Raw genomic sequence first — 13,190 nt, 5'->3', positions numbered from 1 at the left:
GCTTATGATGACCAGAATTTAGGAATTCATTCACTGAGAGGCGTACGCTGCTAAAACGAAAAAAACCCTTGATGATCATCAAGGGTTTAATCTGAACCAGATATCTGTCGCTAGCTGCCTTCAAGACGTTCAAGTCGCTCAAACAGATGACGCCGACGGCGTATCGGAAAATGGTTACAGCCCGAGATGCATCATCTTCCGGCATTCCAATGGAGTTTGCGAAGTAACTTGCTTGAAAACCCGCCCAAAGTGAGCGACATTATCAAACCCAGCTTGCTCGGAAATGTGAATGACCTTCAGCTTCGTCTCCCTCAGCAGCCGTTGTGCTTCACGAATACGGACGTTGTTCAAATATTCAACGAAGGAGAAGCCGGTCGTTTCCTTGAAGGAACGACAGAAATAACTGGGACTTATATGGAATTTCTCTGAAATGGACGCTAAGTTGAGTCGCTCTTGGAAATGTTCATTGATGAAGGTGGCAATCTCAAAAATTTTGGGATTATGAGCCTGTGGGTGCTCCTCCGATGGGCTTTGCTGATCAATCAGCCGCGTGCAGAAGACGAGCAATTGCGTAAGCAGCGCTTTACTATTGAGCTCCCAGCCGCTCTGTTCTTGCTGTTTTTCGCGCAATAAGCTAAATAGCAGGTTCTCGACGAGCGTCCGATTCGCCCCTGATAGTGAGAAGATAATCTGTTTTTGCCGAAAAGGAGTCAGTAGAAGCGCATGCGCATCTTTCCCCATCGTACTTATCCAGGCGTCGTTGAAGCTCACTAAGATGCGTTCGTGTGGAAGAGCGTTAGCATCGAGCGTTTTGTGAAGCTTATTTTTATCAATAAAAACAAGATCACCCTCTTGCATGGAAAAGGAGCGGTCTTGAATGAAATAGTGGCGTTTACCGCTGAGTAAATAATAAATTTCGTAATGGTCATGAAAATGATTCACTGTCATAGAGAAGGTTTGCTCTCTGCGCAGTCTTTCAATCTCGTACTGAATCAACCTGGACACCTCTCTAATTCTCAATCTTCTCTCTATTTTACAGCAATATATGCAAGGAAATAAAGTGATTAAGTAATATTTGATTAGAAACACAACAAATATTGTATTAATCTTGCAATATGAGATGTTAAGGTTTGTAATCGAGAGGGGCTTATTGACAAATGAAAAAAACACGTTATGCGATTGTAGGTACTGGCGGACGCGCTGAATTCTTCTATGGTTCCATGGTAAAGGATTTTCGAGATACATCAGAGCTAGTTGCGATTTGTGATATTAATCAAACACGCATGAATTTTACGAATGATTTGCTTGCTAAGAAGTATGAATATCATGCTGTTCCTACGTATAAGGCTGACCAATTCGAAGAAATGATTCGTCAAGAGAAGCCGGACGCGATTATTGTAACAACGGTTGACCGTACGCATCATACGTACATTATCAAAGCGATGGAGCTCGGCTGTGATGTTATTTCAGAGAAGCCGATGACGGTTGATGAAGAGAAATGCCAAGAAATTCTCGATGCCATCAAACGGACAGGTCGTCAGCTTCGCGTGACCTTTAACTACCGTTATGCGCCGCACAATACGAAAATTCGTGAGTTAATTATGGATGGAACGATTGGCGATGTTCATTCCGTACATTTTGAGTGGTTGCTGAATACGGAGCATGGCGCAGATTATTTCCGCAGATGGCATCGCGACAAACGCAATGGCGGCGGCTTGCTCGTGCATAAGTCAACTCACCATTTTGATCTCGTCAACTTCTGGTTAGGGACACAGCCGGAAACAGTTTTTGCCATGGGAGACTTGATGTTCTACGGGAAAGCGAATGCCGAGAAGCGCGGAGAAACGAAGTTTTACCAACGTGCAACTGGGAATGCGTATGCCAAAGAGGATCCTTTTGCCTTGCATTTAGATAGCAATCCGAATCTGAAAGGATTATATTTGGATGCTGAGCATGAAGATGGATATCAACGTGATCAAAGTGTTTTTGGTGACGGAATCTCGATTGAAGATACAATGGGTGTGATGGTGCGTTATAAAAATAAAGCCATTCTAACTTATTCCTTGAATGCGTATTTACCGTGGGAAGGCTTCAATGTGAATATCAATGGAAGCAAAGGCCGAATTGAAATGAAAGTTGTCGAGAAGTCTTACGTGAATTCTGGCGGAGACAAGGCGGATGAGGGTGCGTTGCAATCGAAAACGATTACCGTATTCCCGATGTTCGCAGCACCTTATCAAGTAGAGCTTGAAGAAGGGGTTGGCGGCCACGGCGGCGGAGATCCTGTGTTGTTGAAAGATATCTTCGATAAGCCATCCGATGATCGTTTCAATCGTGCGGCTTCACACGTGGATGGGGCGATGTCCATTCTAACTGGTATTGCTGGCAATATTTCACTTCGAACAGGGCAGCCAGTTGCCGTTGATAAGCTCGTTAAATTTTAATATTTGACGGAGGGTAGAAGTATGTGGAATCCAGACGCCAGCATGGAAAATCTATATCGTACCTTCGAATTGAAACGTGTGCAGCAGCGTGCTGAATGGGCCGAATTCACGAAGGAACAATTGAAAAAGCGTTTGGCGAGCACTTTATCGGTGCCGATGGAAGGACAGGACGAGCTTCGTCCTGTTCTTCTTGAACGTGTGGAGCTCGAAGATCATATCCGTGAACGAATTGAATTCGGCACCCTATGGGGGTTTCGAGTTCCCTGTTATGTGCTGCTGCCTAAGGGCTTGTCTACAAAGTCTGCAGCCGTGCTGGCTCTGCATGGACATGGCTTTGGGAGTAGACAGATCGTTGGTTTGAACGCAGATGGAACTGAGCATACAGGGGAACCGGATCTTCACGGAAACTATGCCTTAGAGATGGTAAGACGCGGCTTCGTGGTCGTCGTTCCCGAAGTCCTTGGATTCGGTGATCGGCGATTGGAAGCTGACCAACGAGATGGGCAGGTCGGCAATTCTTCATGCCAGACGCTGGCTTCTCATCTTTTGCTATATGGCATCTCCCTGGCTGGACTGCGCGTACAAGAAGCTATTCGGGCATTGGATTACATGGCGTCACGCGAGGATATTGATGCTAGTCGTATCGGTTGTTTCGGCTTCTCTGGAGGCGGACTTCTTGCTGCTTATACCGCTGCTGTTGATGAACGTATTCAGGCTACGGTATTATGTGCATTCACGAATACATTCAAAGGCAGCATCATGGGGATTCGGCATTGCATCGATAACTATGTGCCAGGTGTGCTCGACTTTGCGGAGCTTCCTGAATTAATCGGCTTGCTTGCCCCTCGCCCTGTGTTTATTGCTTCGGGTAGACAGGATCCGATCTTCCCCATTGAAACAGTGGAAGCAGCCGTTTCCTATTTGGAACGCGTTTACGCGGAGGCTGGTGTTAGTGAACGAATAGGCGTTCATCTCTATGAGGGTGTTCATGAGGTTAACGGGAGTCAGGCATATCCATGGTTGGTTGAGGTTTTAAAAGGGGAAATGGAAAAAGAAGCTTGAAATGAAAAGACTACTGAGATCACTCAGTAGTCTTTTATTTTTCGCGCTAAGATGTATGTGGGTAGCTAGGGTGCCGAATTTACTTCACATGCTGACGAACGATACTCTCAATGATCAATTTGTGCCCAACCACGACACCTAGACGAATGACACCTGTTGTTCTGCCGGAAATGATGTGGCGATGCCCATTTGCGATATTTGTTAAAATTTGAAAACGATGAAAATGGTTTGGCCCTACACCGATGTTGAGGCCTGTGCGACCGGAATACGAATGACGATGTCCGTCAGCTGTTGTCGTGATACCTTGGAATGTGTGACGATGTCTGCCATCCTCAGGGATAACAATATCTGATAAATTGCCGAATGAATGCCGATGATTCTGAACACGTGACGTCAAGCCCTCCATTCGATGTCTGAATTGTACGGACCCGCCTGATCCTTGTTTCATTCTTGCCATTATTCTATCATCCTTTCTAGAAGAGATGATATTATAGTATGCAATTCAGAGTGGACTGGCTTGGTCGTATGGCTAGAGTGAAGTTAAAATGAGTGCGTCTTTTTCAAGATTTGATAGTCATTATGTTAAAGGCATATTTAGCAGTTCTTCCTAATTAGATCCAACTATGCTAACCTGTTAGGATGATCAACAAGGGGGTGAGTTTCTTGAAACGAGTACTAATTACAGGGTACAAAGCGAATGAGTTGGGTATTTTCTCATTGAAGCATCCTGGCATTCCGATTATAAAAAAAGCGATTCAAAAACGACTCATCGCCTTGTTGGATGACGGACTTGAATGGGTTGTTGTAAGTGGTCAATGGGGCGTTGAACTATGGGCGGCAGAGGCCGTGCTTGATCTGAGGGAGAGCACCCATCCTGAGCTGAAACTGGCTGTGATCACGCCATTTCTGGAGCAGGAAGAGAAGTGGAGCGATGATAAGAAGGGCTGCTATTCTAGCGTCATGCAGCGCGCCAATTACGTGAACAGCATAACGAAGACCAAATACGAGGGGCCCTGGCAGTTCAAAGAACGAGACAAGTTTCTACTCCGTAATTCGGACGGTATCCTGCTTGTCTATGACGAAGAGACAGAAGGCTCACCGAAGTTTATGAAGCTGCAGGCAGCTCAAATCGCGGCGCATCATGTGTATCCGATCATGACGATCAATGCCTTTGATTTGCAAAATGTAGCCGAAGATGAGCAGGGAGATTACGCTGGCGATATGCAGGATGACATGACTGGAGAATCGAGCGGTAGTGGCAGAGATAAATGGCATTTCGATGATGATATTTAACGCGAATGGGACGTTCGTCAGGTCAATTGATCTGACGAACGTCTTTTTATTTTTAGTAGTTAGTCGATAAAATCGACTAACTTATGTGCAAGAGAGGCAGTAGGAGTCAAGTTAGTCGATAAAATCGACTAATTCATGTGCTAGCGTGGCAGTAGGAGTGGAGTTAGTCGATAAAATCGACTAATTCATGTGTGAGAGAGGCAGTAGGAGTGGAGTTAGTCGATAAAATCGACTAACTCATGTGCGAGAGAGGCAGTATGAGTCAAGTTAGTCGATAAAATCGACTAATTAAATCGACTAATTCATGTGCGAGAGAGGCAGTAGGAGTGGAGTTAGTCGATAAAATCGACTAACTCATGTGCGAGAGTGGCAGTATGAGTCAAGTTAGTCGATAAAATCGACTAACTCGTGTGCGAGAGAGGCAGTATGAGTCCAGTTAGTCGATAAAATCGACTAACTCATGTGCGAGAGAGGCAGTATGAGTGGAGTTAGTCGATAAAATCGACTAATTCATGTGCGAGAGAGGTAGTATGAGTGGAGTTAGTCGATAAAATCGACTAACTCATGTGCAAGCGTGGCAGTATGAGTCAAGTTAGTCGATAAAATCGACTAATTCATGTGTGAGAGAGGCAGTAGGAGTGGAGTTAGTCGATAAAATCGACTAACTCATGTGCGAGAGGAGCAGTATGAGTGGAGTTAGTCGATAAAATCGACTAACTCATGTGCGAGAGAGGCAGTATGAGTGGAGTTAGTCGATAAAATCGACTAACTCATGTGCAAGCGTGGCAGTATGAGTCAAGTTAGTCGATAAAATCGACTAATTCATGTGCGAGAGAGGCAGTAGGAGTGGAGTTAGTCGATAATATCGACTAACTCATGTGCGACCGTGGCGATAAGAGTGAAGTTAGTCTGTTTACTGATTCAAAAAAGAAAAGGAAGAAAAACAAAAAGAAACACAATCAAAACAATAACGGAACAGATTCGACTCATCAATACTCCTTTCTTTTATATACGACACGCGAAACGAACTGATTCTATTTCATATAAAACAAAGACAAAAATAATGATTCAAAAACAAACAAAGATGTGTTACGATGAAACCATCAAAAACAAACACATAATCATGGGATGTTAAACTTAGGAGGGTACTGAAATTATGGTTGCGAATTTATGGGAAGCATCAAAAGCGAATGCAGTCTCAAAAGGTGTAGAAGAGCTTGTATATCGTTCTAATCTACTAGGAACGGACCGTGCAGTTGCTAACTGGGGTGGCGGTAACACTTCTTACAAAACGATTGAGAAGGATTTCCGTGGCCGCGATGTAGAGGTTATGTATGTGAAAGGAAGCGGTTCTGACCTTGCTACGATGAAAGCAAAGAATTTCACAGGTCTTCGCATGGAAGATATTCGTCCATTAATCGAGCGTGACGAAATGTCCGATGAAGAAATGGTTGCTTACCTTGCAAACTGTATGATCGACAGCAAACATCCACGTGCTTCCATTGAGACGCTTTTACATGCGTTCTTACCATTCAAAAACGTTGACCACACGCATCCAGATGCGATTATCGCACTTTGCTGCGCACACAACGGACGTGAGCTTGCGAAAGAGATTTACGGCGACCGTTTCGTGTGGGTACCTTATGTTCGTCCTGGTTTTACACTTTCCAAAATGATCGCTGAAGGCGTTCGCAACAATCCAAAAGCAGAGCTTGTTCTTATGGAGAAACATGGTCTAGTGACTTGGGGCGAAACGTCCGAAGAGAGCTACCTCAAAACACTTGCGATCATTAATGAAGCAGAAAGCTTCATCGAAGCTCGTGTGAACGAAGAGAATCTATATGGCGGTTCCAAATTCGAAACGCTTAGCGTCGAAGCTCGCAACGAGCTATTGGCTCAAGTTCTGCCGATCGTACGCGGTGCAGTAAGCAACGAAAAGAAAATGATCCTCACAATTGACAGTGCAGACGATGTACTTCAATTTGTAAATAGCCGCGAAGCTGCTGTTCTTTCTCAAGTTGGTGCAGCTTGTCCGGATCACCTTGTTCATACGAAAATGAAGCCTTTATATATTGATTGGAACCCTACAACGGGTGACGCGGCTTCCTTAACTGAAGCACTTAAAGCAGGCATCGAAGAGTACAAAGAAGAGTACAAAGCTTATTTTAACCGTAACAAAAATGAAGGCGACGTTATCAATGAAGCAGCTCCTCGTGTTATTCTTATTCCTGGTATCGGGATGATCAACACAGGCAAAAGCTGGGCAATGGCGCAAGTAAGCGGCGCACTTTACCACCGTGCGATTTCCGTTATGAGAGGCGCTACAGCGCTTGGAACGTTCGTATCCCTAAGCGAAAATGAATCTTATAACGTTGAGTACTGGCCTCTTGAACTTTATAAATTAACATTGGCTCCTGCAGAAGCTGAATTCTCCCGCCAAATTGCTTTCATCACTGGTGGAGCTGGCGGAATAGGAAGCGTCACGGCTCGTCAATTCCTCAAAGATGGCGCGCATGTTGTATTGGCTGACCTGAACCTGGAAGGTGCACAGAAGCTTGCAACTGAATTGAACGAACAATACGGCGAAAACAGAGCGATTGCTGTTCGCATGGACGTAACGAAAGAAGAAGAAGTAGAAGCAGCGTTCCGTGAATCCATTCTTAGCTACGGCGGGATCGATATTATCGTAAATAACGCAGGTCTTGCGACTTCCAGTCCTTTTGACGAAACATCCCTTAAAGAGTGGAACCTGAACATGAACGTGCTTAGCACAGGGTATTTCCTTGTAGCAAGAGAAGCGTTTAAAATTATGAAAAAGCAAACAATCGGCGGCAGCATGGTATTCGTAGGCTCCAAGAACTCCGTATTTGCTGGTAAAAATGCTTCGGCCTACTCCACTGCAAAAGCGGCAGAGATTCACTTGGCTCGTTGCATCGCGGCAGAAGGCGGCGAATTCGGAATTCGCGTGAACTCCGTATTGCCAGATGCGATTCTTCAAGGCTCCGCGATTTGGAACTCCAACTGGCGCAATGAGCGTGCTGCAGCTTACGGAATTGAACCAGATCAACTGGAAGAGCACTACCGTAAGAGAACGACGCTGCTCGTTAACATTTTCCCGAAAGATGTGGCAGAAGCTATCGTATACTTCGCATCATCCAAAGCAGCTAAAACAACAGGTTGCATGATCACTGTTGATGGTGGCGTACCAGCTGCCTTCACACGCTAATTCATCTACTAGGAGGCAACAAACCAATGAGCGATAAAGCCTACGCGTTGTTCGAAGAGCAACAAGCCCTCAGAGGCATTGATATTGCAGCTGTAAAAGCGAAGCTGAAAGCCCTGAAAGTTGAGACGCCTTCATGGGGCTACGGGGATTCAGGGACGCGCTTCAAAGTCTACAAACAAACAGGAGTGCCGCGTAATCCCTTCGAGAAATTCGAAGATGCGGCACAAGTGCACAAGCTGACGGGTGTTTGCCCGTCGGTTGCGATCCACATCCCGTGGGATAAAGTGGATGACTACGCAAAGCTGAAGCAGCATGCTTCTGATCTAGGTGTATCCATCGGTGCGGTAAACCCGAACCTTTTCCAAGAAGATGATTACATCTTCGGAAGTGTTACGAACTCGAACGCAGCGATTCGCCGCAAAGCGACGGACCACCTGTTAGAGTGCGTGGACATTGCCAAAACTGTGGGCTCTGACGTGTTGAGCTTGTGGTTTGCAGATGGCTCCAACTACCCAGGTCAAGTGGATATCCGCGCGCGTAAAGCATGGATGTACGAGTCACTGAAAGAAATGTACAATGCAATGACACCTAGCATGCGTATGTTGATCGAATACAAGTTCTATGAGCCAGCGTTCTATCACACAGATCTTGCTGACTGGGGCATGGCATTCAATTTGGCTAACAAATTGGGTCCGCAAGCAGAAGTGCTTGTTGATACAGGACATCACCCGCAAGGAACGAACATTGAGCACATCGTGACGTACTTGTTGGATGAAAATAAATTAGGCGGCTTCCACTTCAACTCCCGTAAATACGGAGATGATGATCTGATCGTTGGATCTGTGAATCCGTATGAATTGTTCTTGATTTTCTACCAAATCATTGATGCAGCGAATGACAAGAACCCACGAATTCGTCAGGCTGCTGACAATATTGCTTATATGATCGACCAGAGTCATAACATTGAGCGTAAAATCCCAGCGATGCTGCGTTCTGTACTTAACGTACAAACCCAGTATGCAAAAGCTTTGCTGATTAACCTTGAAGAAGTTAGAACAGCGCAAGAGAATCAAGATGTTTTGGGCGCAGAGGATGCGGTTCGTAAAGCATTTGAATTCGATGTAACGCCTCTACTTCAAGCGGTTCGTGAGGACATGGGAGTGGCAACCGACCCAATGAAAGCTTACTTAGAAAGCGGCTACGACGAGAAAATTAATGCGCGTGGCAAGGGCGGTGCAAGCTGGTGAGTACACCATCGACAGTTCTAGCCTTCGATTTGGGAGCAAGCAGCGGCAGAGCGATCGTCGGACGTCTTGATTCTGAAGCGGGCCGGATCACGATCGAGGAAATTCATCGCTTTTCGAATGATCCGGTGAGGGTGGGTAACCACCTTCACTGGGACATTTTACGGTTGCTTCATGAGCTGAAGCAAGGCATTTTACAAACAAAGCATTTGGGCTATTCGAATATTGAAAGCTTAGCTATTGATTCGTGGGCGGTTGATTTCGGGTTGCTTGCTACGGGCGGCGAGCTGTTGGGAAATCCCTACCACTATCGTGATCATCAAACAGACGGCATCATGGGGCATGTTATGGATATCGTTGGTCGTGAAAAGCTGTATGCCGCAACCGGGCTGCAATTTTTGCAATTCAACTCCATTTTTCAACTCTATGCCATTAAGCAAAACAATCCCGAATTGCTGAACCGAGCAGCTACATTTCTGATGATTCCGGACCTGCTGCGTTACTTCCTAACGGGTGAAAAGCATAGCGAATATACCAACGCCACAACAACGCAGTTGTTTAATGCAACAAGCTTAACGTGGGACACATCACTGCTCGAACAGCTTGGGCTTCCGGAACAGATCTTCTTGAATCCTGTTGCTTCAGGAACACGAGTAGGTTCATTGAGCCCAGCCGTCTGTGAAGAACTGGATGTTCCTTCCATACCGGTTATCGCTGTTGGCGAGCATGATACAGCCTCCGCAGTCGTAGCCGTTCCTGCTCTTGATGATGACTTCGCATTCCTCAGCTGTGGAACGTGGTCATTGTTAGGCACAGAGACGAGTGCACCTGATCTCACTGAACAAGCGTTAGCCTGGAATTTCACGAATGAAGGCGGCGTGTACGGCACGAATCGCTTATTAAAGAACATCATGGGGCTATGGCTAATTCAGGAATGCAAACGTGCATGGGAAAAAGAGGGTAAAACGGCCAGTTTTGCTGAGCTTGTTAAACAAGCGGAAGCCGTAAAGCCATTCCAATTCTTCATCGATCCGGATGACGATATGTTCCTAAATCCTGCTCATATGCCGAAGCAGATCCAGCAATACTGTCGTGACACCCAGCAGACTGTGCCTCAAACCGATGGTGAGATTGTGCGCTGCATAATGGAAAGCTTAGCGCTGAAATACCGCTTTATTTTGGAGCGTACGGAGCAGCTTTCAGGCAAAACGTATCGCGGTCTTCACATCGTTGGCGGTGGAATTCAGAACGAGCTGCTTTGCCAATTTACATCAAATGCGACACAGCGTGAGGTGTGGGCGGGTCCAGTAGAGGGTAGTGCCTTAGGAAACCTTGTAGTACAATGGATAGCACTAGGGTATATCGCGAATTTGCGCGAAGCCAGGAAGCTGATTCGGAATTCGTTCCCGGTCAAAACGTATCGTCCAGAGGATGGCGCGGGTTGGCAGGCAGCGTATGCAGTGTTTTGTCAGGTGGCCTCCCGATCGACGGTGAAATGAGGGGTAACGATGCTGGTAGCGGAAAGATGGCAGAGAATCGTTCAATTGGTGAATGAAAGAGGAAGCATTCGGGTGACCGAGCTAAGCGAGTTGTGTCAGGTTACGGAAGAAACGATTCGACGTGACTTGGATCGCTTAGAAGCCGAAGGCAAGCTCATGCGCAGCCATGGCGGTGCGGTGAGCGTGAAGGAAGCGCAGACCGAAGTTCCTTTCATGGAACGGGAGACGGCTCACGCGGATTTCAAGAACAGCATTGCGAAGGAAGCTGTTTCACATATTCAGGAGGGGGACCGCATCATTCTCGACGCGAGTACCACGGCTTGGTATATGGCGAAAATGATTCCAGATATGGCAATTACCATCATCACCAACTCGATGAAGGTTGCACTTGAGGTAAGCGGCAAAGAGAAGATTCAAGTCATCTCCACGGGCGGCTTGCTTTCTCCGAAGTCTTTATCCTACGTGGGTCCTTTATCGGAGAGATCCTTGGATATGTACCATGCGCATAAGCTATTCCTCTCATGCAAAGGGGTTCACGTGCAGCGTGGGATCAGCGAATCGAATGAGCTTCAAGCATTGATTAAGCGCAAAATGATCAGTATCGCAGACGAGACCTATCTGCTGGCTGACCATAGTAAATTCGGCACGCAAGCTTTAACGCAAGTGGCAGGTTGGTCTGATATTCAACATGTCATTACGGATCGCATGACAAGTAAGGATGCGCTGGAGCGCATTCGTGATAAAGGTGTGCAAGTGCGTCAGTTGGATTAATATAAATGGCAACAGCCGTCCCACGTTGGGGCGGCTGTTTGTATGTTGACTCACTGATCCCAATAACTTATTTGCATTCCTACTTTTTCATGACTAGTATATCCTTAACGACTAATTGATGTTAGAAGGAGTAAATGGCGATGCGAATAGGTGTTATAGCAGATACTCATTTATCTTACCATGCACAGAAGCTGCCCGATGCTCTTATAGCGGGATTACAAGGTGTCGATCTTATTATTCATGCAGGTGATTGGGTGAGTAAGCATGTCATTGAGCTTGTCGAGCAAATTGCGCCGTGTGAGTCCGTGGCTGGTAATAACGATGGTGAAGACATTGTGGAGAGGTTTGGGAAGAAGAAACTATTAACCTTAGGTAATTTCCGCGTAGGACTTATCCATGGGGATGGCTTCCGGAAAACGACAGAAGTAAGAGCGCGTGAGTCATTCGAAGCTGAGCGGCCTGATATGGTCATTTTTGGACACTCGCATATCCCGTTTCTACAAAATGTTCAAGGGACGATCATGTTCAATCCAGGTTCACCTACGGATAAAAGAAGACAGCCTCGCTACTCGTATGGCATTCTCCAATTAGGGGAGCAATGGAAGGCTGAGCATTTCTTTTTCGATTCTAAACAATAGTCTATTGTGACGCGTTGGTTACCCAGTAAAACAAAAGCCCGATAGGCTCATCTGAGCTTATTGGGCTTTCACAGTTTCTACCGCACATACCACTCGCCGGAAACCCAATCCGTGGTTTTCCATTTGAGAACATCCGGGTTCGCAAGATGCATGATTTCCTTGAGAAATTCGAGCTGCTCCAGATCGGTCATAGGTGTAAAATTTTTAGCAATGGCTAGATTCTGTTCGAGCTGTTCCATAGACTCCATGCCAACAATAGCAGTTGAGATTGGCAAGGATAGTGTGTAACGGAGAGCTTTTTCGTACCAAGGTGCTAATTTACCGAGCGCCATGACCTTCATCCCGATGATGGCGATGCCTTTCTCATTGGCCTTCGGCAGAAATTCATGAGCGAAGCTATATACGAGGTGATCAGCAGCAGAGAGTGCGACGAGCGCACTATCGAACGGATAGCGATCAATAGCCTCAACTTGGACCTGGGGATTCGTATGACCACTGATCGAGATATGCTTGATCATGCCTTGTTCCTTCGCCTCAATCAGGGCTTCAAGAGCACCGCCTTTGGCGAAACACTGCTCCAGCTCTTCCATTTTCATAATATTATGCAGGCGCCACTCCTCTACATGATCCGTCTGCAGACGCTTCAGACTAGCTTCAAGTAGTCGTAAGGAACCGTCTCGGGTGCGGTCATTTGTTTTCGTCGCAATCCAAACCTCATCCCTGCGTTTATGCAGCGCTAATGCTTTACCGAGACGTTCTTCGGATTGCCCTTTTGAGTAGCTAGGCGCTGTATCAAAATAAGTAATTCCCTCATCAATCGCACGGTTCACAATTTGAATCGCTTGTTCCTCCGTGCAGTTATGTTCATCCACAATACGCTGAGCGCCAAAGCTTAAAAGTGGGAAATGTGCACCCGTCCGGCCAAAAGGTCTTTTCTCCAATTCAATCATTCCTCCTACAATGGCATGTTGATGTTATTCTGTCCTATCGTTCCCTAATTGAATACCAAGACA

11 protein-coding genes are annotated in these 13,190 nt (G+C 46.2%); 8 read left to right on the top strand and 3 right to left on the bottom strand.

The window, feature by feature from the left end; translation table 11 throughout:
• Positions 1 to 174: 174 nt before the first annotated feature.
• Positions 175 to 996, bottom strand: a complete 822-nt coding sequence (locus tag AC58QC_RS03330) for a helix-turn-helix domain-containing protein (protein WP_497413773.1) — start codon at positions 994 to 996, stop codon at positions 175 to 177.
• 161 nt (positions 997 to 1,157) lie between these two features.
• Between AC58QC_RS03330 and AC58QC_RS03325 the strand changes: the two genes are divergently transcribed.
• Positions 1,158 to 2,444, top strand: coding sequence for a Gfo/Idh/MocA family oxidoreductase (locus AC58QC_RS03325; RefSeq protein ID WP_497413772.1), 1,287 nt, complete (start codon positions 1,158 to 1,160; stop codon positions 2,442 to 2,444).
• 21 nt (positions 2,445 to 2,465) lie between these two features.
• A complete protein-coding gene (locus AC58QC_RS03320) occupies positions 2,466 to 3,506 on the top strand; it encodes a dienelactone hydrolase family protein (RefSeq protein ID WP_497413771.1) in 1,041 nt (346 codons plus the stop codon).
• A gap of 79 nt (positions 3,507 to 3,585) precedes the next feature.
• On the opposite strand, the gene AC58QC_RS03315 is transcribed toward AC58QC_RS03320, so the two are convergent.
• Positions 3,586 to 3,963, bottom strand: coding sequence for a YmaF family protein (locus AC58QC_RS03315; protein ID WP_497413770.1), 378 nt, complete (start codon positions 3,961 to 3,963; stop codon positions 3,586 to 3,588).
• A gap of 206 nt (positions 3,964 to 4,169) precedes the next feature.
• Between AC58QC_RS03315 and AC58QC_RS03310 the strand changes: the two genes are divergently transcribed.
• From AC58QC_RS03310 to AC58QC_RS03285, 6 genes are all read left to right on the top strand, one after another.
• Positions 4,170 to 4,799 (top strand): SLOG family protein, encoded by a 630-nt coding sequence (locus tag AC58QC_RS03310; RefSeq protein ID WP_497413769.1) that lies wholly within the window; start codon positions 4,170 to 4,172, stop codon positions 4,797 to 4,799.
• Positions 4,800 to 5,955: 1,156 nt separating this feature from the next.
• Positions 5,956 to 8,025 (top strand): bifunctional aldolase/short-chain dehydrogenase, encoded by a 2,070-nt coding sequence (locus tag AC58QC_RS03305; protein ID WP_497413768.1) that lies wholly within the window; start codon positions 5,956 to 5,958, stop codon positions 8,023 to 8,025.
• Positions 8,026 to 8,051: 26 nt separating this feature from the next.
• A complete protein-coding gene (gene rhaI / locus AC58QC_RS03300) occupies positions 8,052 to 9,272 on the top strand; it encodes an L-rhamnose isomerase (RefSeq protein ID WP_497413767.1) in 1,221 nt (406 codons plus the stop codon).
• Positions 9,266 to 10,768: a rhamnulokinase gene (gene rhaB, locus AC58QC_RS03295; protein WP_497414065.1), complete on the top strand. Its 1,503-nt coding sequence runs from the start codon at positions 9,266 to 9,268 to the stop codon at positions 10,766 to 10,768. The genes rhaI and rhaB overlap by 7 nt, the downstream gene beginning before the upstream one ends.
• Before the next feature lie 9 nt (positions 10,769 to 10,777).
• Entirely contained in the window at positions 10,778 to 11,539 is a 762-nt protein-coding gene (locus tag AC58QC_RS03290; RefSeq protein WP_497413766.1) for a DeoR/GlpR family DNA-binding transcription regulator, read from the top strand.
• Between the two features lie 140 nt (positions 11,540 to 11,679).
• Entirely contained in the window at positions 11,680 to 12,177 is a 498-nt protein-coding gene (locus AC58QC_RS03285; RefSeq protein WP_497413765.1) for a metallophosphoesterase family protein, read from the top strand.
• Positions 12,178 to 12,254: 77 nt separating this feature from the next.
• Here AC58QC_RS03285 and AC58QC_RS03280 read toward each other — a convergent pair whose 3' ends face one another.
• The gene (locus tag AC58QC_RS03280) at positions 12,255 to 13,118 is read right to left on the bottom strand and encodes an aldo/keto reductase (RefSeq protein WP_497413764.1); all 864 of its coding nucleotides are present in this window, start codon (positions 13,116 to 13,118) and stop codon (positions 12,255 to 12,257) included.
• Positions 13,119 to 13,190 lie beyond the last annotated feature (72 nt).

This window comes from Paenibacillus sp. J22P51 (assembly GCF_059692215.1).
Note: the sequence above shows the minus strand (reverse complement) of the source record. Positions and strands in the feature narration are given on the sequence as shown.

Coding starts and splice junctions, on each gene's coding strand:
- AC58QC_RS03325 (WP_497413772.1), top strand. CDS start 1,158: ATGAAAAAAACACGTTATGCGATTGTAGGTACTGGCGGACGCGCTGAA.
- AC58QC_RS03320 (WP_497413771.1), top strand. CDS start 2,466: ATGTGGAATCCAGACGCCAGCATGGAAAATCTATATCGTACCTTCGAA.
- AC58QC_RS03315 (WP_497413770.1), bottom strand. CDS start 3,963: ATGGCAAGAATGAAACAAGGATCAGGCGGGTCCGTACAATTCAGACAT.
- AC58QC_RS03305 (WP_497413768.1), top strand. CDS start 5,956: ATGGTTGCGAATTTATGGGAAGCATCAAAAGCGAATGCAGTCTCAAAA.
- rhaI (WP_497413767.1), top strand. CDS start 8,052: ATGAGCGATAAAGCCTACGCGTTGTTCGAAGAGCAACAAGCCCTCAGA.
- AC58QC_RS03290 (WP_497413766.1), top strand. CDS start 10,778: ATGCTGGTAGCGGAAAGATGGCAGAGAATCGTTCAATTGGTGAATGAA.
- AC58QC_RS03285 (WP_497413765.1), top strand. CDS start 11,680: ATGCGAATAGGTGTTATAGCAGATACTCATTTATCTTACCATGCACAG.